The sequence below is a fragment of the Micromonospora sp. WMMD964 genome, assembly GCF_029581455.1.
Lineage (GTDB): Bacteria > Actinomycetota > Actinomycetes > Mycobacteriales > Micromonosporaceae > Micromonospora.
Genome location: NZ_CP120860.1, coordinates 4,578,636 through 4,605,514, shown reverse-complemented (window position 1 = coordinate 4,605,514; position 26,879 = coordinate 4,578,636). Strand labels below are relative to the sequence as shown.

The 26,879-nt window shown below is 71.8% G+C and carries 25 protein-coding genes and 1 pseudogene; 18 read left to right on the top strand and 8 right to left on the bottom strand.

The annotated features are described in order from the left end of the window. Nucleotides 1–8: 8 nt before the first annotated feature. Nucleotides 9–1,382, bottom strand: a complete 1,374-nt coding sequence (locus tag O7616_RS21245; protein ID WP_282303586.1) for a serine/threonine-protein kinase — start codon at nucleotides 1,380–1,382, stop codon at nucleotides 9–11. 526 nt (nucleotides 1,383–1,908) lie between these two features. On the opposite strand from O7616_RS21245, the gene O7616_RS21240 reads away from it, so the two are divergent. From O7616_RS21240 to O7616_RS21195, 10 genes are all read left to right on the top strand, one after another. After that, nucleotides 1,909–2,529 (top strand): RNA polymerase sigma factor, encoded by a 621-nt coding sequence (locus O7616_RS21240; RefSeq protein WP_282303585.1) that lies wholly within the window; start codon nucleotides 1,909–1,911, stop codon nucleotides 2,527–2,529. A 16-nt stretch (nucleotides 2,530–2,545) separates the two neighbouring features. After that, nucleotides 2,546–3,310 (top strand): hypothetical protein, encoded by a 765-nt coding sequence (locus tag O7616_RS21235; RefSeq protein WP_282303584.1) that lies wholly within the window; start codon nucleotides 2,546–2,548, stop codon nucleotides 3,308–3,310. 155 nt (nucleotides 3,311–3,465) lie between these two features. Then, nucleotides 3,466–4,701, top strand: coding sequence for an ergothioneine biosynthesis glutamate--cysteine ligase EgtA (gene egtA / locus O7616_RS21230; RefSeq protein ID WP_282303583.1), 1,236 nt, complete (start codon nucleotides 3,466–3,468; stop codon nucleotides 4,699–4,701). Nucleotides 4,702–4,757: 56 nt separating this feature from the next. Beyond that, nucleotides 4,758–6,077 (top strand): ergothioneine biosynthesis protein EgtB, encoded by a 1,320-nt coding sequence (egtB, locus tag O7616_RS21225; RefSeq protein ID WP_282303582.1) that lies wholly within the window; start codon nucleotides 4,758–4,760, stop codon nucleotides 6,075–6,077. Between the two features lie 28 nt (nucleotides 6,078–6,105). Beyond that, on the top strand, nucleotides 6,106–6,852 hold the full coding sequence (gene egtC / locus O7616_RS21220; protein WP_282303581.1) for an ergothioneine biosynthesis protein EgtC: 747 nt from the start codon (nucleotides 6,106–6,108) through the stop codon (nucleotides 6,850–6,852). 49 nt (nucleotides 6,853–6,901) lie between these two features. Further along, complete coding sequence (egtD, locus tag O7616_RS21215) at nucleotides 6,902–7,867, top strand: L-histidine N(alpha)-methyltransferase (RefSeq protein WP_282303580.1); 966 nt, start codon at nucleotides 6,902–6,904, stop codon at nucleotides 7,865–7,867. 215 nt (nucleotides 7,868–8,082) lie between these two features. Further along, on the top strand, nucleotides 8,083–8,670 hold the full coding sequence (locus O7616_RS21210) for a TMEM165/GDT1 family protein (RefSeq protein ID WP_282307685.1): 588 nt from the start codon (nucleotides 8,083–8,085) through the stop codon (nucleotides 8,668–8,670). Nucleotides 8,671–8,709: 39 nt separating this feature from the next. After that, nucleotides 8,710–9,072, top strand: coding sequence for a DUF1622 domain-containing protein (locus O7616_RS21205; protein WP_282259388.1), 363 nt, complete (start codon nucleotides 8,710–8,712; stop codon nucleotides 9,070–9,072). Further along, on the top strand, nucleotides 9,072–9,431 hold the full coding sequence (locus tag O7616_RS21200; protein ID WP_282303579.1) for a hypothetical protein: 360 nt from the start codon (nucleotides 9,072–9,074) through the stop codon (nucleotides 9,429–9,431). Before O7616_RS21205 ends, O7616_RS21200 begins: the two co-directional genes overlap by 1 nt. Then, nucleotides 9,428–9,625: a hypothetical protein gene (locus tag O7616_RS21195; RefSeq protein WP_269678953.1), complete on the top strand. Its 198-nt coding sequence runs from the start codon at nucleotides 9,428–9,430 to the stop codon at nucleotides 9,623–9,625. Before O7616_RS21200 ends, O7616_RS21195 begins: the two co-directional genes overlap by 4 nt. A 23-nt stretch (nucleotides 9,626–9,648) precedes the next feature. Here O7616_RS21195 and nhaA read toward each other — a convergent pair whose 3' ends face one another. Beyond that, nucleotides 9,649–11,001, bottom strand: a complete 1,353-nt coding sequence (nhaA, locus tag O7616_RS21190; protein ID WP_282303578.1) for a Na+/H+ antiporter NhaA — start codon at nucleotides 10,999–11,001, stop codon at nucleotides 9,649–9,651. A 338-nt stretch (nucleotides 11,002–11,339) separates the two neighbouring features. On the opposite strand from nhaA, the gene O7616_RS21185 reads away from it, so the two are divergent. After that, complete coding sequence (locus tag O7616_RS21185; RefSeq protein WP_282303577.1) at nucleotides 11,340–12,803, top strand: polysaccharide biosynthesis tyrosine autokinase; 1,464 nt, start codon at nucleotides 11,340–11,342, stop codon at nucleotides 12,801–12,803. Here O7616_RS21185 and O7616_RS21180 read toward each other — a convergent pair. Continuing rightward, nucleotides 12,784–13,338, bottom strand: a complete 555-nt coding sequence (locus tag O7616_RS21180; RefSeq protein WP_282303576.1) for a low molecular weight phosphatase family protein — start codon at nucleotides 13,336–13,338, stop codon at nucleotides 12,784–12,786. The genes O7616_RS21185 and O7616_RS21180 overlap by 20 nt on opposite strands. Nucleotides 13,339–13,506: 168 nt before the next feature. Between O7616_RS21180 and O7616_RS21175 the strand changes: the two genes are divergently transcribed. The 4 genes from O7616_RS21175 (at nucleotide 13,507) to O7616_RS21160 (ending at nucleotide 18,563) form a co-directional block, all read left to right on the top strand. Then, nucleotides 13,507–14,754 carry a glycosyltransferase family 4 protein gene (locus tag O7616_RS21175; RefSeq protein WP_282303575.1) on the top strand — a complete coding sequence of 416 codons (1,248 nt, stop codon included), beginning with the start codon at nucleotides 13,507–13,509 and terminating at the stop codon, nucleotides 14,752–14,754. Between the two features lie 97 nt (nucleotides 14,755–14,851). Then, a complete protein-coding gene (locus O7616_RS21170; protein WP_282303574.1) occupies nucleotides 14,852–16,636 on the top strand; it encodes a DUF4012 domain-containing protein in 1,785 nt (594 codons plus the stop codon). A gap of 13 nt (nucleotides 16,637–16,649) precedes the next feature. Beyond that, nucleotides 16,650–17,279 (top strand): hypothetical protein, encoded by a 630-nt coding sequence (locus O7616_RS21165; RefSeq protein ID WP_282303573.1) that lies wholly within the window; start codon nucleotides 16,650–16,652, stop codon nucleotides 17,277–17,279. 723 nt (nucleotides 17,280–18,002) lie between these two features. Continuing rightward, entirely contained in the window at nucleotides 18,003–18,563 is a 561-nt protein-coding gene (locus O7616_RS21160; RefSeq protein ID WP_282303572.1) for a hypothetical protein, read from the top strand. A 69-nt stretch (nucleotides 18,564–18,632) separates the two neighbouring features. Here O7616_RS21160 and O7616_RS21155 read toward each other — a convergent pair whose 3' ends face one another. Together O7616_RS21155 and O7616_RS21150 are read right to left on the bottom strand one after the other, a co-directional pair. Next, complete coding sequence (locus tag O7616_RS21155; protein ID WP_282303571.1) at nucleotides 18,633–20,081, bottom strand: MFS transporter; 1,449 nt, start codon at nucleotides 20,079–20,081, stop codon at nucleotides 18,633–18,635. 55 nt (nucleotides 20,082–20,136) lie between these two features. Continuing rightward, complete coding sequence (locus tag O7616_RS21150) at nucleotides 20,137–20,373, bottom strand: hypothetical protein (protein ID WP_282259414.1); 237 nt, start codon at nucleotides 20,371–20,373, stop codon at nucleotides 20,137–20,139. A 137-nt stretch (nucleotides 20,374–20,510) separates the two neighbouring features. Between O7616_RS21150 and O7616_RS21145 the strand changes: the two genes are divergently transcribed. After that, complete coding sequence (locus O7616_RS21145; RefSeq protein WP_282303570.1) at nucleotides 20,511–21,668, top strand: geranylgeranyl reductase family protein; 1,158 nt, start codon at nucleotides 20,511–20,513, stop codon at nucleotides 21,666–21,668. 81 nt (nucleotides 21,669–21,749) lie between these two features. Next, a complete protein-coding gene (locus O7616_RS21140) occupies nucleotides 21,750–21,923 on the top strand; it encodes a hypothetical protein (RefSeq protein ID WP_167524833.1) in 174 nt (57 codons plus the stop codon). Nucleotides 21,924–21,977: 54 nt separating this feature from the next. Here the strand turns inward: O7616_RS21140 and O7616_RS21135 are convergent, their stop codons facing one another. Next, entirely contained in the window at nucleotides 21,978–23,768 is a 1,791-nt protein-coding gene (locus O7616_RS21135; RefSeq protein WP_282303569.1) for a 5'-nucleotidase C-terminal domain-containing protein, read from the bottom strand. Between the two features lie 190 nt (nucleotides 23,769–23,958). On the opposite strand from O7616_RS21135, the pseudogene O7616_RS21130 reads away from it, so the two are divergent. Beyond that, nucleotides 23,959–24,860, top strand: a pseudogene (locus O7616_RS21130) (SDR family oxidoreductase). A 130-nt stretch (nucleotides 24,861–24,990) separates the two neighbouring features. Here the strand turns inward: O7616_RS21130 and O7616_RS21125 are convergent. After that, nucleotides 24,991–25,650, bottom strand: coding sequence for a nucleotidyl transferase AbiEii/AbiGii toxin family protein (locus O7616_RS21125; protein WP_282303568.1), 660 nt, complete (start codon nucleotides 25,648–25,650; stop codon nucleotides 24,991–24,993). Then, on the bottom strand, nucleotides 25,647–25,988 hold the full coding sequence (locus O7616_RS21120; RefSeq protein WP_282303567.1) for a hypothetical protein: 342 nt from the start codon (nucleotides 25,986–25,988) through the stop codon (nucleotides 25,647–25,649). Before O7616_RS21120 ends, O7616_RS21125 begins: the two co-directional genes overlap by 4 nt. Between the last annotated feature and the right edge of the window lie 891 nt (nucleotides 25,989–26,879).

Below are 26,879 nucleotides of genomic sequence, written 5' to 3'. Positions count from 1 at the left end.
CCGCCCGGCTACCCGTCGCCCGAGCCCTCCGGAACGGTCGGTGTGCTCTCCGTCGCGGTGGGCGTGGCCGACGTCGGCGTGGTGCTCGGCTCGCCGGTCGGGCCGCCCGTCGGCGCGGTGGTCCCGGTCGGCGTCCCCGTCGGAGTCGGTGAACTGCTCGTCTGGCTGGGTCGCACGCTCGGCGTCGCGGACGTCGAGGCGGACGGGGTGTTGGGGGCATGCGGCCGACCGGGTCGGCCCGGATCAACGGTGACGACCTGCTCGTTCGCCGCCGGTAGCTCCGCCGGGCCGCTCGGCGCCACAGTCGGCGACGTGGTGGGCAGCTTCACCGCCGGATCCTCGCCGGCGTTGCGCGCCGCTCCCAGCGCGGCACCGAGCCCGACCAGCGCGACCAGCACGGCCGCGGCCGCGCCGACCAGTGGACCCCGGCGCCGGTGACGCCGGGACTGCGCCGCGCTCGCCACCGCCGCGCCGACCGGCGCGTCGGTACGGGTGCCCGGGCCGGCGTCGCGCAACGGGATCGGCGTGGCCATCGCCGTCGGAGGCTCGCCGCCGGTGACCGCGGTCCGGGCGGCCTCGGCCATCGCCGCGCCGCTGGTGAAGCGGTCGAGCGGATCCTTCGCCAGGGCCCGTGACACCAGGGCGCGGACCGCCTCCGGGATGTCGTGCGGCAACTCCGGCGGTTCGTCGTCCAGGTGACGCACCGCGACCTGGAGTGGGTTGTCGCCGGTGAACGGCGGACTGCCGGTGAGGCAGCAGTAGGTGACCGCGCCCAACGCGTAGATGTCGGTGGCACCGCTCACCGGCCGACCGGCGGCCTGCTCGGGAGCCATGTAGAGGGCGGTGCCCGGCACCGCGTTGGTGCTGGTGATGCTGGTGATGTCGGTGGAACGGGCCACCCCGAAGTCCACCAGGACGACGGTGCCGTCCTCCTGCACCAGCAGGTTGCTGGGCTTGACGTCCCGGTGCACGATGCCGCCGCGGTGCGCCGCGTTCAACGCGGCGGCGGCCTGGGCCACGATCGACATCGTCTCGGCCACGTCGAGCCGACCGGCCGTCTCGATGCGCTTGGACAACGGCTCGCCGGCGACGAACTCCATCACGAGGTAGTCCGCTCGGCCGCCGTCGTCGGGCAGGTCGTCGGCGCCGCAGTCGAAGACCTGAACGATGCCCGGGTGCCGCAGCGCCGCCATGATCCGCGCCTCGGCCCGGAACCGGGCGATGAAATCCGGGTCGGAGACCAACGCCGGCAGCAGCACCTTGACCGCGACCTGGCGGCCGAGGATCAGGTCGGAGGCACGCCAGACATCGCCCATACCGCCGGTGGCGACACGTTCGTCCAAGCGGTAGCGACCGCTGAGCACGACCTCCGATGACAACACCGCATTACCGTACCTAGAGTGGCGGTGCACGGCGTACCGCGGCCTGTCGTCCGCTCGGGTGACACCCGTCGGTCAACCGTCCCCGACCTGTGTGGACTCCACGTTCCTGTGACACGGCGACGACGTGGTGTGACGAAAGCTGACATCTTTCGGGGTCCGACCGCTCGGCGGTCGCCGAAAACCGCCCTCGACCACGGACCGCTTCCCCGGCTCACCGACCGTTACACCGACGCGCCGTCGAACATGGTTGATAATTGTCACTCTTCCGTGACGTGGTGCCGACTTGTCGCGCCGCCGGTCCCCTCCTAGCGTTAGCCCGGCTCGGGCCCCGGCGACGTCGGCGCGCCGCCGATCACCCTGCCGGTGCCCGGACCATCCGACCCGGACCACCCGGGTCGCGGGCGCGATCAGATCGGCGGGGGGCGGTACGGGTGCGTGAGCTGGTCGGGTGGACCCTCCGTAGCCGGTGCTCGACCCCGGTGGGGCGGAGCGGGTCGGCAGGCTCCAGGCAGTTCACGGGTCGCGGATGAGCGGCGACCTGTCGGAGGCGGTCAGCGCGGCACAGGGTGGGGACGAGGACGCGTTCCGCTTCCTCTACCGCAGCCTCCAGCCGGGGCTCCTGCGTTACCTGACCGCCCTGGTCGGCGCGGACGCCGAGGACGTCGCCTCGGAGGCCTGGCTGCAGATCTCCCGCGACCTGCCCAGCTTCACCGGTGGTGAGTTCCGCGCCTGGGCCGTCACCATCGCCCGTAACCGGGCCATGGACCACCTGCGCCGGCTGCGCCGACGCCCTGCTCTCCCCGTGCCGGTGCAGGCGCTCGTCCATCTCGCCAGCGACGCGGACACCGCCGAGGGCGCCAGCGAGACGATCGGCACCGAGACGGCCCTGGCGTTGATCGCCACCCTGCCTCCCCGTGAGGCCGAAGCCGTGTTGTTGAGGGCCGTGGTGGGGCTCGACGCCGGGTCCGCCGGCCGGGTGCTGGGCCGTCGGGCCGGTGCCGTGCGGACCGCCGCACACCGGGGCCTGCGACGGCTCGCGACCCTGTTGGAGCGCGAGGATTCGGTCGCTGTCGACGCGGTGCCGCCGCCCCGCACGGCTAACGGTCCCGCCCTGCGGGCGTCGCACACCGAGCCGGCGGACGGCTGACGTGAGGGGATCTCCGATGAACCCGTTCCGGCGGGCCGATCACGCCGACACCGAACGGCTGCTCGACTCCGCCCAGCCCAGCGGGGACACGCGGTCGGGTGCGGCCCCTGTCCCGGCGGACAGCGACGTGACGTCACCCGAGGCCCCGGCATCGACCCCGGTCGCCCGGTTGCTCGCTGCGGCCGCCGGCCCGGTCCGGCCGGGCGAACTGGCCGGCGAGGAGGCCGCGCTCGCCGCGTTCCGGGCTGCCCGGGCCGAACAATCGCCGTCGACGGCACAACGGGTGCGCCGCCGACGCCTGACGACCGGCGCGGCGGCGTGGATCGGGGCGGTCGCGGTCACCGCCACGGCGGGCGCCGCCTTCGCCGCGGTCCGCCAGGACTGGATACCGGTACCCGTCGCACCGGAGCCGTCCAGAACGTCGCCGACGCCGGATTCGCCCCGGTCCGGCGAACCCACCCGGTCACCGGGGGAGACTCCGTCGCGCGACAGCGCGTCGCCCCGCCCACCCTCGCCGGGCACGCCGTCGGTGGCTGCGCCCCCGGCCCACAGCCCGCCCGCCGCTCCCGTGCACGGCCAGTGCCGTTCGTGGCTGGACAAGGAGCCCGACCAGCGGGAGAAGGCGCTGCGGACGCCGGCCTTCGAGCGGCTGGTGACCGCCGCCGGTGGTGCCGACCGGGTCGAGGAGTACTGCCGCCGGTTGGGTGCCGAGGCGAAGCCCTCCGCACCGGCGAAGTCCGCCGCGCCGCACCCTCCGTCGGGCCGCCCCTCCCCGAAGTGAGCGGTGAACGACCGGGTGGTTAGTTCCGCCCGGCATGGGAAATTCGTCTGTCGGACAGAGGTTGGTGGCCCCGTGCACGCCCTCCGAGAGTGTCGGTGGGCGGGTCTACCGTGACACGGTGTCGCTTAGCCGGCAGATGGAGAGGGGCCCGACCATTGGTGACGTCGCCCGACCTGGAACGCAGCGCCATCCTGCGGGAGTCCGCCGCCGCAGGCCGTCATCTCGCCCGGATCTGCTTCAAGACCGGTCCACCGACCCACGTCGGCGTCGAACTGGAATGGACCGTGCACGACGCCGCCGATCCCGCCCGCCCGGTCGATCCGGGGCGGTTGAGGGCGGCGCTGGGGCGGCACAGCCCCACCACGTTGGATCCCACCAGCCCGGCCGAGCCGCTGCGAGACGGCGGCGTGGTGACCGTCGAGCCGGGTGGTCAGGTGGAGATCTCCACCCCGCCCCGACCCTCGACGGCCGCATTGCTCAGGGCCACCGAGGCTGACATCGCCCAGGTCACCGACCTGCTGGCCGCCGCCGGGCTGATCCTGGGCCGCAGCGGCATCGATCCACACCGACGGCCCCGCCCGGTGGTGGAGACTCCCCGTTACCGCGCGATGCGCGCTGCCTTCGACCGGCGTGGTCCGGCCGGCCGCGTGATGATGTACAGCACGGCGGGCCTGCAGGTCTGTCTCGACGCCGGTGAGCCGGACCAGGTCGCCGACCGGTGGGTCGCCGCCCACGCCGTCGGTCCGCCGCTGCTCGCGGCGTTCGCCTCCGCCAACCGACACGCCGGGCGTCGCACCGGTTGGGCCTCCGCCCGGATGGCCGCCTGGCTGGCCATCGACCCGGCCCGCACCCGGCCGGTGTGGACCCCCGGCCACGCCGTGCAGGACCCGACGGCCACCTGGATCCGGTACGTGCTCGCCGCGCCACTGCTCTGCCGGCGGCGGCACGGCTCGGACTGGACCGTACCGCCCGGTGTGACCTTCGCCGACTGGCTCGACGGCGCGTTGCCGCAGCCGCCCACCACCGATGACCTCGACTACCACGTCAGCACGCTCTTCCCGCCGGTGCGGCCACGCGGTTACCTGGAGTTGCGTTACCTGGACGCCCAGCCCGAGCGGGATTGGCGGCTCCCGTTGGCGGTGCTGAGTGCCCTCTTCCACGACCCGGCCACGGTTCGGGGGGCGTACGCGATCGCGGCTCCGGTGGGGCACCGCTGGTCGGCCGCCGCGCGGAGCGGTCTGGCCGACCACGCGCTGGCCGCCGCCGCGACGGGGCTTCTCGACCTGGCCCTGACCGTCCTGCCCCGGCTGGACCTGCCGGCCGACACCAACGACGAGATCGAGCGAGGGGTACGACGGCGGCTGGCCGCCGCGAAGGAGGGGGTTCGGTGAGTGCGAGGAGTGAGCCGGGGTTGCGAGCCCCGCAGTCGCGAGCGTCGGGAGGTTCGGTGGGTGTGAGTGGTGAGCGGTTGCGGGACCGGATCGCTGGGGAGTTGGCGCGGGCCCGCTCGCGTACCTCGTTGTTGACCGAGGTGGTCGACGACGGTGAGTTGATGCGTCAGCATTCGCCGTTGATGTCGCCGCTGGTCTGGGACCTTGCCCACGTGGGTAACCAGGAGGAGTTGTGGCTGGTCCGCGATGTCGGCGGGCGTGAGCCGGTGCGGTGTGACATCGACGAGTTGTACGACGCGTTCAAGCAGCCGCGCCGGGACCGCCCGGCCCTGCCTCTGCTGGCGCCCGCCGAGGCGCGCGCCTATCTGGGCACGGTGCGGGACAAGGTGCACGACCTGCTGGACACGGTGGCTTTCAGCGAGCGGCCGTTGGTCGCCGACGGGTTCGCCTTCGGCATGATCGTGCAGCACGAGCAGCAGCACGACGAGACGATGCTCGCCACCCATCAACTGCGCGCGGGGCCGGCGGTGCTGCACGCTCCGCCGCCGCCCGAGCCGTCGGTCCGGGTCGGCGGGGAGGTGCTGGTGCCGGCGGGGGAGTTCACGATGGGCACCGACACCGACCCGTGGGCTCTGGACAACGAACGGCCCGCGCATCGTGTGGACCTGCCGGCGTACGCCATCGACGCGGCCCCGGTGACCAACGGGCAGTACGCGGCCTTCATCGCCGACGGCGGGTACGACGATCAGCGGTGGTGGAGCCCGGCGGGTTGGGCGCATCGGCTCGGGGAGGGGCTGGTGGCGCCGATGCACTGGCGTCGTGACGGCGACGAGTGGTCGTACCGGCGTTTCGGCCGGTGGGATCGGGTGCGCGCGGACGAGCCGGTGGTGCATGTGTGCTTCTACGAGGCGCAGGCGTACGCGGCGTGGGCCGGTAAGCGGTTGCCGACCGAGACGGAGTGGGAGAAGGCGGCCCGGTGGGATCCGGCGACCGGGCGGTCGCGGCGTTTTCCCTGGGGCGACGAGGACCCGACCGAGGCGCACGCCAACCTGGATCAGCGGCATCTGTGGCCGGCGCCGGTGGGCGCGTACCCGGGTGGGGTGTCGCCGTTGGGTGTGCACCAGCTCATCGGTGACGTCTGGGAGTGGACGTCGAGCACGTTCGGCGGGCATCCGGGTTTCACCGCGTTTCCCTATCGCGAATACTCCGAGGTCTTCTTCGGCGACGACTACCGGGTGTTGCGGGGTGGCTCGTTCGGCACCGACCGGTCGGCCTGTCGGGGCACCTTCCGTAACTGGGACTATCCGATCCGCCGGCAGATCTTCAGTGGTTTCCGCTGTGCCCGCGACGCCCGACCGGACGAGTCGTACCGGTGATCGGCGGTCCGGCGGGCGGGGCGCGCTGATGTGCCGTCATCTGGTCTACCTGGGGGTGCCGGTCACCCTGGCGGAGGTGTTGTTCGATCCGCCGCACTCGTTGGTGCGGCAGTCCTGGGCCCCTCGGGACATGCGCGGCGGCGGCACCATCAACGCGGACGGGTTCGGCGTCGGCTGGTACCCGGGCGAGGGTGAGCCGGTGCGGTATCGACGGGCGCAGCCGATCTGGAGTGATCCGACGATCGCCCAGTTGGCGGCGGTGACCCGGACCGGCGCGGTGCTCGCGGCGGTGCGGTCGGCCACGGTCGGGATGGCGGTGCTCGACGGCGCGGCCGCGCCGTTCGCCGAGGGGCGGTGGTTGTTCAGCCACAACGGTGTCGTCCGCGGCTGGCCGGACGCCGTGGTGCCGCTCGCCGCCGGTCTGCCGGTGCGTGACCTGCTCACGTTGGACGCCGCCACCGACTCGGCGTTGCTGTGGGCGCTGGTGCGGCACCGGTTGCGCGCCGGGGACGACCCGGCGGACGCGGTCGGGCGGACGGTGGCCGACGTCGCCGCGGCGGCCCCCGGGTCGCGGCTGAATCTGCTGCTCACCGACGGCCGCCGGGTGGTGGCGAGCGTGGCCGGGCACGCCCTGTCGGTACGCGAGGCGCCGGGTTCGGTGCTGCTGGCCTCGGAGCCGCACGACGACGACCCCGGGTGGCGGGCGGCACCGGAGGGGCACCTGGTCCTGGCCACCGCCGACGAGGTGCGGACACGTCCACTTCCGACCCGCTGAGCAGCACCGGGCGGGCACGCAACTGTTTGTCGAACAGAGAGGCGAGTCGATGACGGCGGAACCGCTGGAGGTCTACCTCGAGGAGCGCGATCTGGAGCGTGGTCTGCGCGACGACGTTCGGGCCGGGCTGAGCGCCGAGCAGAAGTGGTTGCCGCCCAAGTGGTTCTACGACGCCCGGGGCAGCGAGTTGTTCGAGGAGATCACCCGACTTCCCGAGTACTACCCCACCCGGGCGGAGCGGACGGTGCTGGCCGAGCGTGCTCCGGACATCGCGGCGTCGACCGGGGCCAAGACGTTGATCGAGTTGGGCTCCGGGTCGTCGGAGAAGACCCGCCTGTTGTTGGACGCGTTCACCCGCCGGGGTGGGCTGGGCACGTTCGTCCCGCTGGACGTGTCGGTCAGCGCGCTGCGGGGGTCCACGGCCCAGATCGCCGCCGACTATCCGGGCCTGCGGGTGCGGGGCATCGTGGGCGACTTCACCCGGCAGTTGGACCGGTTGCCCACCGGCGGTCGACGGCTGGTGGTGTTCCTCGGCGGCACCATCGGCAACCTGCTGCCCGCCGAGCGGGCCGCCTTCCTGACGGCGATGCGTGCGGCGTTGGAGGTCGGCGACTGGCTGCTGCTCGGCACGGACCTGGTGAAGGACCCGTCGGTGATCGTGCCCGCCTACGACGACGCGGCCGGGGTCACCGCCGAGTTCAACCGCAACGTGCTCCACGTGATCAATCGTGAGTTGGGTGCCGACTTCGACCCGGGGGCGTTCGACCATGTCGCTCTCTGGGATGCGGAGCACGAGTGGATCGAGATGCGGCTGCGGGCGACCCGGCCGATGCGGGTGCGGGTGTTGGGCATGACCGTCGACTTCGCAGCGGGGGAGGACCTGCGTACCGAGGTGTCGGCGAAGTTCCACCGGGAGGGGGTCGCCGCGGAGGTGGGGGCGGCGGGCTTCGCCACGGCGGAGTTCTGGACGGACCCGGGTGGGCTCTTCGGGGTCACGTTGGCGCGGGCCCGGTGAGCCTGTTCACCCGCCTCGGACCGGGCCGCCGATGATCGGCTAGGCTGAGCGGGCGAAGGGGAGTAGCCCCCAATGTCGTGGTCGACATACTGGTGCGTTCCGCATCCGGCCACGCGGCCCCGGTTTCCGGGGCGGGCGAGACCTTCGACTCAGGCTGTTGCAGCCGGGTCGAGGGCGCCCCTGTACCTCCTCCCGGCATGAGCGGGAAGGACGTCATGGAGGGATTTTTCGCCGCGCTGGTCGTCAGCTTCGGCGTCATCTTCGTCGCGGAGCTGGGGGACAAGTCCCAGTTGATGGCGTTGACCTTCGCCACGCGGTTCAAGCCGATTCCGGTGCTGATCGGTATCACGGTCGCCACGGCGGTGGTGCACCTGGCGTCGGTGGCCATCGGCGCGGGCCTCGGGGCGGTGTTGCCGACGGAGTGGATCTCGCTGGTGGCCGGTGTGGCCTTCCTCGGCTTCGGTGCGTGGACCCTGCGCGGGGACAAGCTCACCGAGGAGGAGAAACGCAAGGCGGAGAAGACGAACAAGACCGCGCTGGTCGCGGTGTCGGTGGCGTTCTTCCTGGCCGAGTTGGGTGACAAGACGATGCTCGCCACGATCACGCTGGCCACCAAGTACGGCTGGTTCGGCACCTGGCTCGGCTCCACGATCGGCATGGTGGCGGCGGACGCGTTGGCCATCCTGGTCGGCCGGATGCTGGGTCGTCGGCTGCCGGAGAAGACCATCAAGTACGGTGCTGCGATCCTGTTCGCCGTCTCCGGTCTGTGGCTGATCCTGGAGGCGGTGAACGAGCTGACCTGAGCGGGGCCTAGCTGCCCCGAGGGCGGGTAACGGCCCGGGGTGGAGCCGGCCGAGCTGCTGCGACAGGGCGACCAGGTGTTGGTGGCCGTGGTGGAGGTGGCCGGCGCGCTGGTGATCTTCGTGGGCGCCGTCTGGGCGGCGGTGCGGTTCGTGGTCGAGGGGCTACGACACCGCACCGCCGCCCGTTTCACTCCGATCCGGCTCTCGCTGGGCCGGTTCCTGACCCTCGGCCTGGAGTTCCAGCTGGCGGCGGACGTGCTGCGGACCGCCGTGTCCCCGTCGTTCCAGCAGATCGGTCAACTGGCCGCGATCGCGACGATCCGGACGGCGTTGAACTACTTCCTGGGCCGGGAGATCCGTCAGGAGCAGCGCCAGGTGGCCGAGGGGGAGCGTCGAGGGTGATGGACACCCTGGTCACGGCGGTGACCGCGCTGGCCCTGGTCGTCGGCGTGGTGACCGTGGTCAGCACCGGCGCGCTGCGAACCGGCGTCCGACTGCTGCTGGACCTGCTGACGGCGGCCGGTCTGATTCGGCTGGCCGGCGATCCGGGTTGGAACGGTCTGGCCGGCGCGGTGGCGATCATCGCCCTGCGTCAACTGCTCGGGGCGGCGTCGAGCGCCCCGACGCCGTGGTCGGGGCGACAATCCCCGGCCCCCTGCGCCGAAGACGATTGCCACCTACCGTTGGCGCTAGGACGCGAGACCGGGGAACCGTTGGCGCTAGGACGCGAGACCGGGGAAAACGGGAGGATGACCAGATGAGCCGGCACGACGAACCGAACGAGTACGGCTTCTCCGGCGCCGGCACCGCTCCCGAGCCGCCGCCGGGTGGGAAGCCCGACGAGCAGGATCGTGTCGAGGAGGTGGCGGTGCCGGGCGACGACCTGACCGCCCCGGCGGCCGAGGCGGTGGTCGAGGAGACCGAGGACCTGCCGCCGGCCGACCGTCGACGCTGACCCGGATCGCCGTACGGCGCCGCTCAGCGCTCGGTGGGCCGCTGGTAGACGTCGGGCACGCCGTCGCCGTCGGCGTCGCGTCGTTCCCGCTCCGCCACCCGGCGGTACGCCGCGTTGCGCCGGACGAGCACCGCCGCGGCCAGCCCGGCGGAGATCACCGACCCGAGCAGCACGGCCGCCTTGACCCGTCCGTCGGTGGTGCCGCCGACGCCGAAGGCCAGGTCGCCGATGAGCAGCGACACCGTGAACCCGATGCCGCCGAGCATCGCGATTCCGAGCAGGTCCGACCAGGTGACGTCCTCGTCGAGTTCGGCCCTGGTGAACCGGGCCAGCAGGTAGGTCGAGCCGAGGATGCCGATGCTCTTGCCGAGCACCAGGGCGGTGACGACGGCGATCACCACCGGGTCGGTCAGCAACGCTTCCAGGTCGCTGCCACGAAGGGTGACCCCGGCGGCGAACAGGGCGAAGACCGGCACCGCGAAGCCGGCCGACACGGGACGCCAGCGGTGCTCCAGGCGCGCGGCGAGCCCGCCCTCGGCGTCGGCGTCCGATCGGTCACCGGTCGCTCTGCGGGAACGGGCCAGCACCGGGACCACGAAGCCGAGCAGGACGCCGGCCACCGTGGCGTGCACTCCCGAGGCGTGCATCAGCGCCCAGGCGGTGACCGCGAGGGGGATGAGCGCCCACTGCCAGCGACGTCCGCGCCGCACCAGAATCGCGAAGATCCCGATCACCGCCAGCGCGGCGAACAGGGCGGCGGGCTGCAGGTCGGCGGTGTAGAAGACCGCGATGATGGTGATCGCGAGCAGGTCGTCGACAACGGCGAGGGTGAGCAGGAATGCCCGTAGGCCTTGGGGCAGATGAGTGCTGATCACCGCGAGCACGGCGAGAGCGAAGGCGATGTCGGTGGCGGTGGGAATCGCCCAGCCGCGTAGTCCCTCGCCGCCCGCGCTGAGGACGACCGCCACGTAGACCAGCGCCGGCAGCAGCATCCCGCCGAGCGCGGCCACCACCGGCAGCGCGGCGCGCCGGGGGTCGCGTAGCTCCCCGGCGACGAACTCCCGCTTGAGTTCCAGGCCCACCACGAAGAAGAAGACGGCCAGCAGGCCGTCGGCCGCCCAGGTGGCCATGTCCAGGTCGAGGTGCCAGGGCGCGCCGCCGGGCCAGGGGACCCACCGAGCGAGCCGGGTGTACGCGTCGGACCAGGGGGAGTTGGCCCAGATCAGTGCGATCGCCGCACCGAGGAGCAGCAGCGCGCCACCGACGGTCTCGGTACGCAGCACGTCGGCCAGGTGTCGGGCCTCCGGCCAGGACGACCTGGTGAACAGCCGATTCTTCGGAGGGCGTTGGTCGGGTGGCGGGGTGCGGGAGGTCATCTGCGGGGTCACCTCGGGGCGTCAGGACGGCATGGAATCCACTCGCCGGCCAGGCTTCCCGGCACACCGTCACCGACCCTATCCGGCTTCGCGTTCGACGACGGCCGCCGGGCCGATCGGACGTCACCGGACCTGCTTCCGACTTTTTCCTCGTTGTCGCCGCTGCCGAATGGGCTGTTCTCGGGTTGGTCATCCGGAGCCATGTCGCACTACAGAAAATACATAACTCCGGACATAAGCCGCATGAGCCGCTTTAATGGTTTCACGAGTTTAGAGACGACCTTGGGGGTTTTCGTGAAGTTCTTTGGCGTAACCGGACCGGCACGGAGGCGCGCCTGATGGATCTGCTCCGCCATTTGCGTCACGTGCGTAGGCACTGGTGGGTTGCGCTGGTCACGGTCATGGTGGCCCTCGGCGTCTCGGCATTCCTGACCGTGCGCGCCCAACCCCGGTACGTCGCCTCGGTGACGTTCTTCGTCACCACCCCCAACACCGGCGTCAGCGAGGCCTACCAGGGTGGGCTCTTCCTCCAGCAGCGCGTCAAGTCGTACGCGGACCTGCTCACGAGCGACCGACTGGCGCAGAGCGTGGTGGCCGAGACCCCGGTCGGCCTCACCGCGGACGAGGTGCAGCAACGGGTGAAGACCTCCACCCAGACCGGCACCGTCATGCTCCAGGCGTCGGTCACCGACACCGACCAGACCCGCGCGTTGCGCGTGACGGAGACCCTGGCCGCGAAGTTCGTCGAGCTCGTCCAGAAGGTCGAGACGACGCCCGAGGGCAAGGCGCCGATCAAGATCGAGGTGGTCAGCGGCCCCCGGGTGAGCGCCAACCCCGTATCGCCGCAGCCGGTCCGGAACCTCACCCTCGGCGGCGTGATCGGCCTGCTCCTCGGCATCGGTCTGGCGATCCTGCGTGGCGTCGCCGACGTTCGACTGCGCGACGCGGCCGGTCTGCAACGAGCCACCGGCAGTCCTCTGCTCGGCGAGATCCCGTTCGAGGGCAACGCACGCAGCGCGCCGCTGATCGTGGGCGACGCCGCCACCTCCGCGCGTGCCGAAGCGGTGCGCAAACTGCGTACCAACCTGCGTTTCGTGGACGTCCACGAGCCGGCCCGGGTCATCGCCGTGACCAGCGCGCTGCAGGGTGAGGGGAAGACCACGCTCTCCTGCAACCTGGCCATCGCGCTGGCCGAGGCGGGTTGGCGGGTGCTGCTGGTCGACGCGGACCTGCGTCGCCCGAAGGTCGACGACTACCTGGGCCTGGACGCGGGTGTCGGCCTCACCGACGTGCTGGTCGGCGACGTGCAGGTCGGCGACGTCGTGCAGCGCTGGGGCGACAAGTCGCTGCTGGTGCTGCCCAGCGGTTCCGCCCCGCCGAACCCGAGCGAGCTGCTCGGCTCCAAGGCGATGTCGGACCTGCTGCTGGCACTGCGGGAGTCGGCGGACATCGTGATCATCGACACCGCGCCGCTGCTCGCGGTGACCGACGGCGTGGTCGTGGCCGTGCAGGCCGACGGTGCGCTGCTGGTGACCCAGCAGGGCCGTACCTCGCGAAGCCAGGTCGCCGCCGCGGCACGCTCCCTGCACTCGGTCTCGGTTCGTCTGCTCGGCTGCGTGCTCAACATGGCGAAGGTGGCGAAGGCCGAGGCGTACCAGTACGAGGCCTACCGGGTGGTCGCCTCGACGCCCACGGCGTCGGTGCCGACCGAGCGAGCCGCGACCGGTCGGCATGTCGCGACCACCGGCGGTCTCAACGGCGTCACCGACCACACCCAGGAACTCACCCGGCTGCCCCGATGAGCGCGGCGAGGGGTCGCAGGGACCGTTCGATCTCCTCGGCGCAGCGTCGGAAGTCGGCGGCGGTGCCGCCGATCGGGTCCTGGAGGTCGTCCGCGTCCGGGGCGGCGGGTTGCAGCCGTCCCCGGGCCAGGGCGGCGGCGGCGATCGCCGCCCCCAAGGAGTCGTCGGCCGGCCCGGCGGGCGGTTCGGCCGCCGCGGCCAGCCGGCCGAACTGGCGCACCGTGAACGTCCGGTGCAGCGCCGCCGGTGCCAGGGCGGTGCAGACCGAGCGCTGGCGCCGGGTCGCGGTCAGCACGAGCGTCGCGTCGGCCAGGTACTCGGGCCGCAGCGCCCGGGTGCGGAACGCCGCCGGGTCCGTGTCGCCGTCGGTCACGACCTCCATCGCGTACGGGTGCATGCCCAGCCCGTCGATCGCGTCGGTACCGGCACTGCCCACCGTGACGGGCCGCCCGGCCAACAGTCGGCGGGCCAGGAACTCCGCCATCGGCGACCGGCACAGGTTGGCGTGGCAGACGAACAACACGCGATCGGCCATCGGGGCCCCTCTCGTCGGTGCGGACACGGCTGTCCACACCGCGAGGGCGGTGCGTCGACGCCGGTGGTCGCGCGGGGAGGGGTTGTCGGCATCGTACGCGCGCGAGACGCCCGCCGGTCGTGGTGCCGCGCCGACCGACACCAATCCGCGCCGAACGGGGGCCCACCGGTGAGGATCGGCATCCTGTCGTACCACTTCCCGCCCGAACCGGCGTTCATCCCCGGCAGCCTCGCGGAGGAGTTGGCCGCGCGTGGGCACGAGGTTCGGGTGCTCACCGGATTTCCGGACTACCCGGGCGGGCACGTCTATCCCGGTTGGCGGCAGCGCTGGCACCACGAGACGCACAGCCGGAACCTGACCGTTCGGCGGGTGCCGCGCTATCCGGGGCGGACCACGTCCACCAGGGGGCGAATGGCCAGCTACCTCTCGTTCGCGGGTAGCGCGACGTGGGCCGCCCGACGGTACCTCCGCGACGTGGACGCGCTCTACGTCTTCCAACTGCCGGCGACGACGTTCGCCGCCGCCGGGGTGCTCCGGCTGCTCGGGCAGGTGCCGGCGGTGCTGCACGTGCAGGACGTGTGGACCCGCGACGGCGCCGAAGAGACGGGCGAGGACCGCTGGGCGACGCGGATGGGCGCTGCGATGACCCGGATCTACCGGGCCGCGGCGCGGATCGCGGTGGCCGCGCCGTCGATGCGGGACCTGGTGGTCGCCGCGGGCGCCGACCCGGACCGGGTCCGCGAGGTGCTGAACTGGACCGACGAACGGATCTTCCACCCGGTGACGCCCGGCGCGGCGGCCCGCCAGTTGGTCCGTCGGGACGGCCGGTGCGTGGTGATGCACGCCGGCACCATCGGCGCGCGCCAGGGACTGGAGACCGCGGTCCGGGCGGCGGCGGCCCTGGACCGGACGATGGACCTGGTCCTCGTCGGTTCGGGTGCGGACGAGCGGCGGGTGCGGGGGCTCGCCGCCGAGCTGGGTGCGGACAACGTCCGCTTCGTGCAGCGGCGGTCGCCTGTGGACATGCCCGAGCTGTACGCGGCCGCCGACTACCAACTGGTGATGCTGCGCGACCTTCCGGAGCTGCGCGGCACGGTGCCGGGCAAGCTTCAGGCCGCGCTCTCCTGCGCTGCCCCGGTGGTCGCGTCGACCGGCGGGGACACGGCCGAGCTGGTCGAACGGGCCAGGGCCGGGCTCTCCTGCCCGCCGGAGGACTGGGCGGCGCTGGCCGACCGGTTCTGGTTGGCCGCCACCATCCCGCCGCCCACCCGGGCCGAGATGGGCCGCCGGGGGCGGTCGGCGTACCTCAGGGAGATGTCGCTGCCCGCCGGGGTGGACCGGATCGAGCGGCTGCTGCACGAGGCGGCGGGACGGGCCACCGCACCGGTCACGGAGTTGCGAGGAAACCTCGCCTAAGCGGCAATCATTGCGATAACGGCACGAAATTCTCAGACGCATGCTAAGAACGTCAGGGAATCGACCAACTGTCCGATTCCCCGATTGGGAGTGTGGTGTGACGGAAAGCGAACGGCCGACCCGGCGGCGGAGCCGGTCCCGACGCCGTCGGCGGGCCCGACTGCGACGTGCCCTCCTCAGTGCCCTGGTGGTCGGCTCGCTGCTGCTGGCGGCCGGCGGTTGGGTCGGCTTCCGCGGCTGGCAGGCGCGCGCCCACCTGCTCAACGCCGCCGGCCTGGCCCGGGAGCTGAGCGCCCTGGTGGTCGGCGGGGACACCGACCGTGCTCTGCGGACCCTCGCCGCCCTCCAGGAGCAGTCCCGCGCGGCCCGCGCCGCGACCAGCGACCCGAGCTGGCGGCTCGGCCGGCGTACCCCGATGGTGGGCGACAACCTCGATGCCGTTCGGCAGATCGCCGCGGCCATCGACGACTTGGCCCGGCAGGCGTTCCCGACCCTGCTCCGGATGGACCTGACCAGCCTGGTGCCGACCGGCGGTCGTCTGGACCTGGCCCGACTCGGCGGCGTCTCCGCCGAACTGACCCGGGTCAACGAGTCGGTGCAGGGTACGCGCCGGGACCTCGCCGCGGTGCCGGCCGACAGTCTGGTCGACCAGGTCCGGCAGGCGCTCGTCGACCTGCGCGGCGAGATCGACCGCCTGGCCGGCCTCACCACGGCCGCCGACCAGGGCGCCCGCCTGCTCCCGCCACTGTTCGGCGCGAACGGACCGCGGCGGTACCTGCTGGTCTCGCAGAATTCCGCCGAGCTGCGCGCCACCGGGGGCATGTTCGGCGCGTACGCGATGATCGAGGCGAAGAACGGCGCGGTGAAGATGGGCAAGCAGGGCAGTTCGTCCTCGCTCGGTTTCTTCAACCCGCCCCTGAAGGTGCCCGCCGAGACCCGCGCGATCTGGGCCGACCTCCCCGGCATCTACCCGGCCGACGTGAATCTGTCCCCGCACTTCCCGACCGCCGCGACGCTCTACCGCGAGATGTTCCGTCGCAAGACGGGCACCACTGTCGACGGGGTGCTCGCCGTCGACCCGGTGGTGCTGTCCTACCTGCTCAAGGCGACCGGCCCGGTGCTGGTGCCCGGCGGTGTCCCGCTGGCCAGCGAGAAGGTCGTGCAGACACTGCTCAACGACAGTTATCGGCAGCTCGAGGGCGAGCAGCAGGACGAGTTCTTCGCGGCGTCGGCGGCTGCCGTCTTCGACGCGTTCTTCAAGAAGAATGTCAACCCTAGGGTGTTGTTGTCCGCATTTGACCGTGCTATCACCGAACGACGGATATTGTTCTGGAGTGCCCGACCTGAGGAACAGCGGACGTTCGGCGGTAGCCGGATGGCCGGGACGCTTCCGGAACAGGACACCGTGCCGACGGTCGGCGTGTTCCTCAACGACGGCAGCGGCGCGAAGCTCGGCTACTACCTACGACAGACGGCGAACCTGACGGTCGGCGAATGCCGCCCCGACGGTCGCCGCGAGCTCCGGCTTCGAGTGACCCTGCGCTCGACGGCGCCGAAGTCGGGACTCACCAAGTCCGTCCTCGGTCTCGGGCTGGCTGGTGATCCGTACACCGTCCGCACGTTGGTGTCGATCTTCAGCCCGGCCGGGGGAGCGGTGCTCGAAGCCCGGCTCGACGGGGCGGAGACGGCCGTGGGTAGCGGCACCGAACGTCGCCGTCAGGTGGCGACCGCCGGCGTCGACGTCGCTCCCGGCGTCGAGAAGACGTTGGAGGCGACCGTGCTGACGGCCAAGACCGGCGTCGGACAAGCCGAGCTGTGGCTGACCCCCACCGCCAGCCCCTGGACCACCCAAGTTCATTCCGCACCAAGCTGTGACCAGTAGGAGGGAACCAATCATGCGGCTATCCCGCATCATCATGGCGCTCACGGTCGGCCTGGCCGTGGTGGCCGTGCCGACGGCAGCGGGGGCGGCGCAGCCGCAGCCGGCGCCCAGCGCGACCACTGACCCGCCGCAACCACCGCCGTACCCGCCGACCGTGGCATCACTGACCGTCAACCGGCCGACGATCTTCCTCGGCGAGACGGTGCTGTTGACCGGCACCAACTTCGGCCCGAACGAGATCGTCGACATCGTGGTGACGGTGACCCCGCTGGCCGCTCCGGCCGGTGGTCCGGCTCCGGCCCGCCGCAGCGACGGCAGCACCGTGGCCATGGCCCCGGTGGCCTACCAGGCGAGCGCACCCCTGAACTTCACGGCGACCACCAACGCCCAGGGGCGCTTCACCAAGTACTACAAGCCGTCGGTGACGGGTCTGCTGACCTTCACCGCGACCGGCCGGGAGTCGGGCCGTACCGCCTCCACCGAGCTGCGGGTGCTGCACAAGAAGCAGCCGCTGCCCGTCACGGGTGACAGCCTCGGTACGCCGATGAAGGTCGGCGGGGGCCTGGTCGGCGCCGGAGCGATCATGTTGCTGCTGACCCTGGCCTGGCGTCGCCGCCAGCGCTTCGGTGGTGCCGCGCACTGATCCGACCGCCGGGCATCGCCCGGATCGCACTGAAGCTGACGCCCGTCGGAGTGTTCCGGCGGGCGTCAGCTCTGTGCGGGGCGCGCGCTCCGCACCGACACGCGTCTTGATCGACACGGTTTCGCCGAAGTCGCGGTATCGAGCCCTGGCGGATACCGCGATATCGCCGAAGTCGAGTGGATCACGCCCGGCTGGGCGGTTTGGGGTGACCGGCGGCCCGGCAGGGTGTCGGCGCGACATCAGCCGGGGCATCGTGCCCGGTTTGGGCGGTGCCGGGCGGTGACCGGCGGCACCCGTCGGTCGGAATGACGGCCGGGGCGGGGTCGTTACACACCCCGACGATGGCAGGACCACGGCCGCTGGCTCGACCGGCCGGCCCCGGAATGACCCCGGTCCGCAGATCGTTACACCTGGACCCCGGCTCGACCGGCACCCCGCTTCACCGGGTGTCAGCCGATGGTCCGACGCCGGGAATGACCCGGCCCGCCGGGTCGTTACACCCGGACCCCGGCCCGACCGGCACCCCGCTTCACCGGGTGCCAACGGATGGTCCGCCCCCGGGAATGACCCCCGACCCCGGGTCGTTACACCCGGTCCCGGCGCCGCGAGCCCCCGCTCGTAGGCCGCCGATGATCCCCCAAAGACTTGTGTTGCAGCGCCGGACGAGGTGCTCACATCCGCTGTACCTGGGCGGGTGTCCTTACCCCCGAAGGAGCTTCCCCCATGAACACGTTCATGCGTAAGAGTGTGCTGTCTGTTGCTGGTCTGGCGTTCGCCGGTGGTGTGTTCGCCGGTCCGGTCGCCGCCCACGCCGACCCGGTGGATGCCAAGCCGGTTGCGACTGCCGTGCAGTCGGGTGCGCCGAAGCCGCAGGGTGAGCAGTCGCGCATCGACCTGAACGGCGAGCAGACCGCGAACGTGAAGGCGATCATCGCCGCGACGAAGAAGGCCGGCCTGCCCGAGCGGGCTGCGGTGATCTCGATCGCGACGAGCTTGCAGGAGTCGAAGTTGGAGAACCTGGGCCATCTCGGCGACGCCAACGACCACGACTCGCTGGGCTTGTTCCAGCAGCGCCCGTCCTCGGGTTGGGGTACGCCGGAGCAGATCACCGACCCCGCCTACTCGACGACCGCGTTTTTGAAGGGTCTGAAGCAGGTTGACGGGTGGCAGGACATGCCGCTGACCGACGCCGCGCAGACCGTGCAGGTCTCGGCGTACCCGGACGCGTACGCCCAGTGGGAGCAGCAGGCCACCGACCTGGTCGCCCAGTACTGGAACAGCTGACCCCGCACCCGAACCATCCGACCGCTGGCCGGCACCCCACCCGGGGTGCCGGCCAGCGGCGTACCCGAATCAGCGGTTGCGGACGATGTCGATCAGCGCGCAGATCAGCGCCAGTCCGATGATGCCGCTGGCCAGGATGAGGGACCGCTCGAAGGCGGTGGTCCAGTCGCCACGGGTGTCGGCCAGCGACGAGAAGAACATCGCGCCGACGGCGGCGATGCCGGCGGCGGCACCGATCCGCTGGCCGGTCTGGAGCATGCCCGCGCCGCTGCCGGCCTGGGCCACCGGCACTTCGGAGAGGGTGATCGTCTGGTTGGGGGCGATCACCAGCCCGCTGCCGATGCCGGCGACGAGCAGTGGGCCGGCGGCGACCCAGGGTGCCGGGGCGTCCGGCGCGAGGCGCAGCGCGATCACGGTCGCGGCCAGCCCGACCACGACGGTGAGCAGACCGATGGCGACCAACGGTCGGCCGAGGCGGTTGACGATGCGGCCACCGAGGACGGCGGCGGCCGCCGAGCCCAGCGCGAACGGGGTGATGGCCAGGCCGGCGACGAGCGCGCTGTAGCCGAGACCCATCTGCAGGAACAGCGTGAAGATGAAGAAGATGGCGGTGAAGCCGCCGAAGTAGACCAGCGCCAGCAGTGAGCCCAGTGTGTACGACTGGAGGCGGAACAGCCGAAGGTCGAACAGGGGCTGGTGGTGGTGTTCGTACCGCCGCTCCCACAGCCCGAAGACGACCAGCACCGCCAGGCCGATCGGGATGAGCGCCCACTTCCACGGGGTCTCCCACTGCTGTTCCTGCACGAGTGGGAGCAGGACCAGGACCACGCCGACCCCGAGGAGGAGAACACCGACGGGGTCGAGTTGACGCCAGCCGGGTTGACCGGCGGGGCGGCCGGGCAGCAGACGCCAGCCGAGGATCACCGCGAGGATGCCGACCGGCACGTTGACGAAGAAGACCCACCGCCAGCCGTGTTCCTCGCCGCCGATGGCGATGAGCAGTCCGCCGAGCAACGGCCCGACCGCGGTGCTGATGCCGATGGTGGCGCCGAGCAGCCCGAAGGGCCGGGCCCGTTCCGGGCCGCGGAACAGTTGCTGGATGAGCCCGATGACCTGCGGGTTGACGATGCCGGCGGCGGCGCCCTGAAGGAGCCGGGTGACGACCAGCCAGGTCGGGGAGGTGGCGAGGCCGGCGAGTGCGCTGGTGATCGTGAACAGGGCGATGCCGAAGACGAACGCGCTGCGCCGGCCTCGGGCGTCGCCGAAGCGGCCGGCGGGGACCAGCGCCAGGCCGAAGGTGAGTGCGTACCCGGAGAGGACCCACTGCAGGTCGCTCGGGGAGGCGTGCAGCGCCCGGTCGATGGACGGCACCGCGACGTTGACGATGCTCACGTCGAGCAGCGTCATGAACGCGGCCACCAGCCCGACGCCGACGGCCTGCCAGCGTCGCCGGTTCTCGGCCGCCGTCACCGGCTGCGCCGTGCTCATCGTGCCCCCCGGTGACCGTTGATCGCGCATTCCTGACCGCTACCCGGGTCAGCGGGGGGCGAATCGTTTCGGGAGGTCCCGCCGGTCACGCCATCTGGCGGGCGCAGAACCGGGGGCCGAAGTCGAGGCCCGCCATCGGTGAGTCCTCGCGGTGCAGCAGGCCCTTCTCGGTGAGCAGGTGCAGGGGACTGGTTACCTGCTCCTCGGTGAACCCGGACTCCTCGGCGATCAAATCCGGGTACGGCACCTGCCCGCGTGCCTCCAGGGTGGTGACCGCCTGGTACACCCGTTGCTCGGCCTCCGACAGTTGCACCTGCTGCATGGTTCCTCCTCGGTTCGTCCGCCGTCGCGCGGCGGCTGCCGTGCGCCGGTTACCCCCTCGGTGACCGAAGATGCACACCCGATCGGGCGGTCGGCGGGTCCGGCTGTCCGGGTCGGCCCGTGGCCTAGGCTGCTGTCGTGATCGTCTGGGACCTCGTCGTCGTCGGCGCCGGCCCCGCCGGGCTCTCCGCGGCACACGCCGCTGCCCGCGCCGGTGTCTCCACACTCGTCGTCGAGCGGGCCGTACACCCGCGGTACAAGACCTGCGGTGGTGGTCTGATCGGCACCTCCCTCGCGGCCGTCGAGGATCGGATCGAGGTGCCCGCGCACGACCGGGTGGACAGTGTCACGTTCACCCGCGAGGGTCGCCGGGAGTTCACCCGCCGCAACGACGGTCCGGTCGTGACGATGGTGCGCCGCGAGGAGTTCGACGACCGGCTGCGCGCGGCGGCGGTCGCCGCGGGCGCGCAGATGCGGGAGCGGGTCGCGGTCCGCGCGATCGAGCAGGACTCCGAGGGGGTACGCCTGCGGCTGGCCGACGGTACGTCGATCGCGGCCCGCACGGTGATCGGCGCCGACGGTTCGTCGGGGGTGACCGCCCGGCACGTGGGGGTCCGATACCGGCAGGTGGACCTGGGGCTGGAGTTGGAGATCCCGATACCCGAGGCGGAGCGGGAACGGTGGCGGGGGCGGTTGCTGCTGGACTGGGGCGACATGCCGGGCTCGTACGCCTGGGTCTTCCCGAAGGGTGACCGCCTGACCGTCGGTGTGATCGCCGGTCGGGGAGCGGGGGAGGGGACCCGCGAGTACCTGCGGCGGTTCGTCGACCGGTTGGGGTTGACCGGGCTGCCGGCGGAGCACGACTCCGGTCACCTGACCCGGTGCCGTGCGGAGGATTCGCCGTTGCGCACTGGCCGGGTGCTGGTCGTGGGGGATGCGGCGGGGTTGTTGGAGCCGTGGAGCCGGGAGGGCATCAGCTTCGCGCTGCGGTCCGGTGCGTTGGCCGGTGCGGCGGTCGCCGACGGTGATCTGACCGGGTACGAGCGGGCTGCCGCCGCGCGGTTGGTGCCGGAGATGCGGGCGGGCTTTCGTCTGCTGGACGTGTTCACCCGCCGCCCGGACGTGTTCCACGCCCTGTTGGCGACGCCGCCCGGCTGGCGGATGTTCGTGCAGTTCTGTCAGGGGCGGGCGAGCTTCGACGAGATGCTGCGACGCCGGTCCATCCGGGCCGCCCTCGCGGTGCTGGACCGACTACCCGCGCCACGCCAGCCCACCCCCGTTCTCCCAGGATCCTAGGACGCCCTACGCGGTGTGAGCGGCTGCTGGTTCTGCACAGCCGGCTCGTTGGACAATGGCGGGGTATGCAGGGAGGTGCCGATGGCCGAGCAGCCGTTCACCGATGACGAGTACGCGTTCCTCCGCCACATCCGGTTCGGCGAGCTGCCGCCCGCCGTCCGGCCCGACGAACGGGTCGCCCTGACCGAGACCGACCCCGGGCGGGACCGGCCGGAGAAGGCCGAGGACCCGGTTCGCTGGAACGTGCAGGGCTGACGACAGCAGACGGGCCGCGGGTGTCGCCACCCACGGCCCGTCTGCGCTGTGCGATCAGAAGACCGGCACGCCCTCGCGTACGAGCCGCCAGTTCGGCTGGAAGAAGTCGGCCGGGTCGATCGTCCCCTTGGCCTGCGCCCAGTCGATGAGCAGTTGGCGGATCTCCTGCTGCGCGTTGTAGACCTGCGTCTTCACGATGCCGGGGAAGTTGCCGCCGCCGCTGCGCCGGTAGTTGTTCACCGCCACCACGAACTGCGCGTCGTCGGCCACCGGCGTGTCGGTGCCGGGCAGCACCAGGCGGGTGATCCGCTGCCCGACCGGCTTGGAGATGTCGATGTCGTAGTCGACGCCGGAGAAGACGTCGTAGTTGTAGTCCGGTACCGCCGGGTCGCTGAGCTGCTCCGTGTCGACCGGGGCGCCCGGCGCGAGGGTGCGGAAGTACTTCGCCGAGTACTCCAGGTACGCGCGCACCTCCGCGCCGCTGAGCACGACGGCTTCGAGGGTGTTGTCGTACACGTACAGGCCGGCCACGTCGCGGATCTTGACGTCGCCGGCGGGGAAGACGGCGGTGCGGCTGAACGGCGCCGCGATCGACAGCACCGGCAGGTCGGCGTACGCCGTGCCGACCAGAGCCGCGCCGACCACCTCGGTCTGCACGTGGTTGATGAAGTCCAGGATCGGGGTGTCCTTGTACCGCGACTCGGCCGCCGACAACTCCACAGTGGAGCGGGCGACGACCTGGTTGACGTACGCCACGGTCTTCTGGTGCTGGGCCCGCACGGCCGCGAGCACCTTCGGGTCCTCGACCACCGTGTTGGTGTTCAACATGCTGGCGGCCTTCTTCGTGATCACCCATCGGCCGTGTTCGCGGGTGAGGGTGAAGTCCATCCGGGTGAGCCGCTGGCCCCACTTCGACGGCTCGGAGAGCAGCACCTGGGCGCCGGTCCGCTCGTTGGTGACGAACCGCTCGACCACCTCGTTGTGTGCGTGCCCGAAGAGGATCGCGTCGATCCCCGGCACCTGCTGGGCGATCAACGCCACCGGGTTCTCGTTCGGCAGCTCGGGTCCGTAGCTGGAGGTGCCGCTGTCCCCGCCGTGCGCGGAGATCAGCACCAGGTCCGCGCCGCGCGCCCGCATGATCGGTACCCACTTCGCGGCGGTCGCGACCATGTCGTCGAAGCGCAGCCTGCCCTCGACGTTGCCCTTGTCCCAGATGGCCACACCGGGGTTGGTCAGCCCGAGGATGCCGACGCGCAGGGTGGGCGCGGCGAAACCGAGGGAGACCTTCTTGATGACGTACGGCAGGAAGGCCGGCTTGCCGGTCTTCGCGTTGACGGCGTTCGCGGCGAGCGCCGGGAAGCCGAGCTGGCGGATCCACAGGTCCAGCAGCGGCAGCCCGTAGTTGAACTCGTGGTTGCCCAGCGTCACCGCGTCGTAGTCGATGACGTTCATGGCCCGGGCCATCGGGTGCTTCTCCCCGGTGGCGGTGATCGGCTCCTGCTTGGCGTAGTACGTGGCCAGGGGCGTGCCCTGGATGGTGTCGCCGGCGTCGAGCACCAGCGTCGCCTTGCCGCGCCGCTCCCGACGGATCTGGTTGATCAGGGTCGCCAGCTTCGCGACGCCGATGTCGTTCTGCTTGCTGTCGTCGTACTCGGCGTCGCGGTAGTAGTCCCAGTTGTAGACGTTGCCGTGCGTGTCCGACGTGCCCAGGAGGGTGAGGTCCCAGGTGCGTGACCGGGCCGCGCCGGCCGCCTGCGCGGGCGCGGCGGCGATCAGCGGGGCGGACGCCGCCGCCGCGGCGGCGACGAGCACCTGACGACGCGACGGGCCGGAGGGAGAGGTCATGACGTGCCTTTCCATGGGGGTGGACGCGCTTCGTGGGCGCCTCGCGCACCATAACCACCGGCTGTCACTCCTGCCACGTCAGCCCCGACTGTTGCTGCGGTTTCCGCCGGTCACCGTGGGGTAGGGCGGTCGGGGACGGGATTCGCGGGAGAGCCATCGCCTCCCGCGCGAGGAGACTTCGGAGAAACCGGTGACTGAGGACCAGCACACCCAGCAGGACCCGACCAGCCAGTACGGCGGGCAGTCGGGTCAACCCGCACAGCAGCAGTCGGCACCCGGTTCGACCGCGGACATGAGCCCGAAGCCGGACCACGGGGAGGAGTCGTACCGGGGCAGCGGCAAACTCGACGGCAAGCGGGCGCTGATCACGGGCGGTGACTCGGGGATCGGCCGGGCGGTCGCGATCGCGTTCGCGCGGGAGGGCGCCGATGTGCTGATCTCCTACCTGGGCGAGGAGGAGGACGCCGACGCCCGGGAGACCATTCGCCTGGTCGAGGAGGCCGGTCGGCGGGGCGTCGCGGTGCGCGGTGACATCACCGACGAGTCGCACTGCCAGGAGTTGGTCGATCGGACGGTACGCGACCTGGGCGGCATCGACATCCTGGTCAACAACGCCGCCTACCAGATGTCGCAGGACAAGGGGATCCTCGGGATCAGCACCGAGCAGTTCGACCGGGTGCTCAGACCAACCTGTACGCCATGTTCTGGCTCTGCAAGGCGGCGATCCCCCACCTGCCCGAGGGGGCGGCGATCATCAACACGGCGTCGATCCAGGCATTCGACCCGTCGCCGCAGCTGCTGGACTACGCGACCACCAAGGCGGGGATCGCCAACTTCACCAAGGCGCTCGCCGCCGACCTCGCCGACCAGGGCATCCGGGTCAACGCGGTCGCACCCGGCCCGGTCTGGACGCCCCTGATCCCGGCCACCATGCCGGAGGAGCAGGTGAAGCAGTTCGGCACCGACACCCCGGAGGGGCGTCCCGGGCAGCCGGCGGAGCTCGCTCCGGCGTACGTCTTCTTCGCCTCGCAGGAGTCCAGCTACGTGACCGGCGAGATCCTGGGCGTCACCGGCGGTCGGCCGACGAAGTGATCCCGCGAGCTAGGTGTTCTGTCCATGGACGTTGGCGTCCGGCGGTCGACGTTTGCCGTCCCCGGGTTGGCCGGCGTCCGGCGGTGTCGTCCGCACGTTGGCGTCCGGCGTGCGGAGCGTGCGGTCGGGGTTAGCGCGGCCATGCGGCGAAACGCCGCCGGACCTGGGCGACGGCGGCGGCGTCCAGGCCGTAACGACCGAAACGCTGCTCGGACAGCCGATCCAGATAACGCCCGGCGGCGCGCACGTCCGCCGGATCCAGCGCCGGGTCGACCTGCCGGGCCAGCATCAACAGCTCGGTCACGTCGTAGTGCTCCAACGCCGCCGCGACGTCGATGAAGTCACGGACCTCCCGCCGGTTGACCAGCGCCGCGATCTTGTTGGCCACCAGGTCGCGTACGTCCATCACCGGGCCGAGGTCCATCACCACCGGGCTCTGCTGGCGGTCCAACCGGGCGAGGCTGAGCCGGATCTGCCGGCCGTCGCGGCTCACCACGAAGTCCTTCATGTCCTGCTCGTACCCGTCGAACAGCTCGGCGAGATCACCGTCGGGGTCGGCGTCGCTGACCAGGAAACCGGCCCGCTCCAGCGCCACCCGTACCCCGGTGGACGCCGCCGCGGCGGCGCCCTCCACGTCCGCGAAGAGGTCGACGTCCTCCGTGGGACGGGCGACCAGACCGTGCGCCGCCCAGGCCACCCCGCCCCCCAACACGAACCGGTGCGGCCCGGCGGCGGTGAGCGCCACCCGGGCGACCTCCCGGTAGAACTCGTGCAGATGCGGTTCGGTCACGCCGCGCGCAGGCCGCGGTGGCGGCTCTCCCACGCCTGGCGTACGCCACGAGGCAGGTTGAGCAGTCGCCACACCCGCCGAAGGGTGCGCCCGTTGACGAGGACGCGCAGGTCCTCGACGCGGGTGGTCTCGCGGAGCACGTTCTCGTACATCCACAGAAGCTGGTCAGGGTCGGCGAGGTCGAACGTGCGCTCGGCATTCCACATCAACCGCACCGGCAACTCGACCACCCCGCGAGTGGGACCGGCGAGCTCGGCGAGCGTCCTCGCCACCACGGCAGGACGACCGGGCCGGGCCAGGAAGGCCACGCCGGTCGCGGTGGGGGAGACGGCCTGCATGGTGTCAGCGTAACGCCCACCGCAGCCGGTGTCGTTCAGGACGATCCCTACGCGCCTCCGGGCTGGTCGGCGAAGCCCTTCGTGGAGGCCTGATCGGCGCGGTCACCCGTGGTGCTTTCCGTGGGTCCGCAGCTGTCCGTGTCGCCCGTGCCGTCTGCCCGTGTGCCGTCGTCCGTGCCGTCCGTGTCGCGCGTGCCGTCCGTATCGCCCGTGCCGTGCCGTCTGCCCGTGTGCCGTCGCCCGTGCCGTCCGTGCCGTCCGTGCCGTCCGTGCCGTCCGTGCCGTCCGTGCCGCGCGTGCCGTCCGTATCGCCCGTGCCGTGCCGTCTGCCCGTGTGCCGTCGCCCGTGCCGTCCGTGCCGTCCGTGCCGTCCGTGCCGTCCGTGCCGCGCGTGCCGTCCGTATCGCCCGTGCCGTGCCGTCTGCCCGTGTGCCGTCGCCCGTGCCGTCCGTGCCGTCCGTGCCGTCCGTGCCGTCCGTGCCGCGCGTGCCGTCCGTATCGCCCGTGCCGTGCCGGCTGTCCGTGCCGCGCTGAACGTGCGCCCCTGGGCGTGCGTGGTTTCATGCCCGCGGGTGGTGTCCGCTTTTGGCAGCCCGCCGGGTTTGTCCTCGTCAGCCCGCCGGGTGGTGCTGTCCCCGTCCTCGTCAGGCCGCCGGGAGGTGACCCGTCTATGCCTGACCCGTCTATGCCGGGCCGCCGGATGGCGCCCTTGGTTCTGACGGTGCCCGTTGGCCTGCATCCAGCCGTCACGCGAGTCCGGTTTGTCGGCATCGACCCCACCCGCGCGACTTGATCCACTCGGTTTCGCCGAAGTCGCGGTATCAACCCCGCACGGATACCGCGACTTCGGCGAAGTCGAGTGGATCATGCGTGAGGCGGGGTGTTCTGCCC

Excerpts from the sequence above, each read along its gene's own strand:
- O7616_RS21240 (WP_282303585.1), top strand. The coding sequence starts at position 1,909 with ATGAGCGGCGACCTGTCGGAGGCGGTCAGCGCGGCACAGGGTGGGGAC.
- O7616_RS21235 (WP_282303584.1), top strand. The coding sequence starts at position 2,546 with ATGAACCCGTTCCGGCGGGCCGATCACGCCGACACCGAACGGCTGCTC.
- egtC (WP_282303581.1), top strand. The coding sequence starts at position 6,106 with ATGTGCCGTCATCTGGTCTACCTGGGGGTGCCGGTCACCCTGGCGGAG.
- egtD (WP_282303580.1), top strand. The coding sequence starts at position 6,902 with ATGACGGCGGAACCGCTGGAGGTCTACCTCGAGGAGCGCGATCTGGAG.
- O7616_RS21210 (WP_282307685.1), top strand. The coding sequence starts at position 8,083 with ATGGAGGGATTTTTCGCCGCGCTGGTCGTCAGCTTCGGCGTCATCTTC.
- O7616_RS21200 (WP_282303579.1), top strand. The coding sequence starts at position 9,072 with ATGGACACCCTGGTCACGGCGGTGACCGCGCTGGCCCTGGTCGTCGGC.
- O7616_RS21195 (WP_269678953.1), top strand. The coding sequence starts at position 9,428 with ATGAGCCGGCACGACGAACCGAACGAGTACGGCTTCTCCGGCGCCGGC.
- nhaA (WP_282303578.1), bottom strand. The coding sequence starts at position 11,001 with ATGACCTCCCGCACCCCGCCACCCGACCAACGCCCTCCGAAGAATCGG.
- O7616_RS21185 (WP_282303577.1), top strand. The coding sequence starts at position 11,340 with ATGGATCTGCTCCGCCATTTGCGTCACGTGCGTAGGCACTGGTGGGTT.
- O7616_RS21180 (WP_282303576.1), bottom strand. The coding sequence starts at position 13,338 with ATGGCCGATCGCGTGTTGTTCGTCTGCCACGCCAACCTGTGCCGGTCG.
- O7616_RS21165 (WP_282303573.1), top strand. The coding sequence starts at position 16,650 with ATGCGGCTATCCCGCATCATCATGGCGCTCACGGTCGGCCTGGCCGTG.
- O7616_RS21160 (WP_282303572.1), top strand. The coding sequence starts at position 18,003 with ATGAACACGTTCATGCGTAAGAGTGTGCTGTCTGTTGCTGGTCTGGCG.
- O7616_RS21155 (WP_282303571.1), bottom strand. The coding sequence starts at position 20,081 with ATGCGCGATCAACGGTCACCGGGGGGCACGATGAGCACGGCGCAGCCG.
- O7616_RS21150 (WP_282259414.1), bottom strand. The coding sequence starts at position 20,373 with ATGCAGCAGGTGCAACTGTCGGAGGCCGAGCAACGGGTGTACCAGGCG.
- O7616_RS21140 (WP_167524833.1), top strand. The coding sequence starts at position 21,750 with ATGGCCGAGCAGCCGTTCACCGATGACGAGTACGCGTTCCTCCGCCAC.
- O7616_RS21135 (WP_282303569.1), bottom strand. The coding sequence starts at position 23,768 with ATGACCTCTCCCTCCGGCCCGTCGCGTCGTCAGGTGCTCGTCGCCGCC.
- O7616_RS21120 (WP_282303567.1), bottom strand. The coding sequence starts at position 25,988 with ATGCAGGCCGTCTCCCCCACCGCGACCGGCGTGGCCTTCCTGGCCCGG.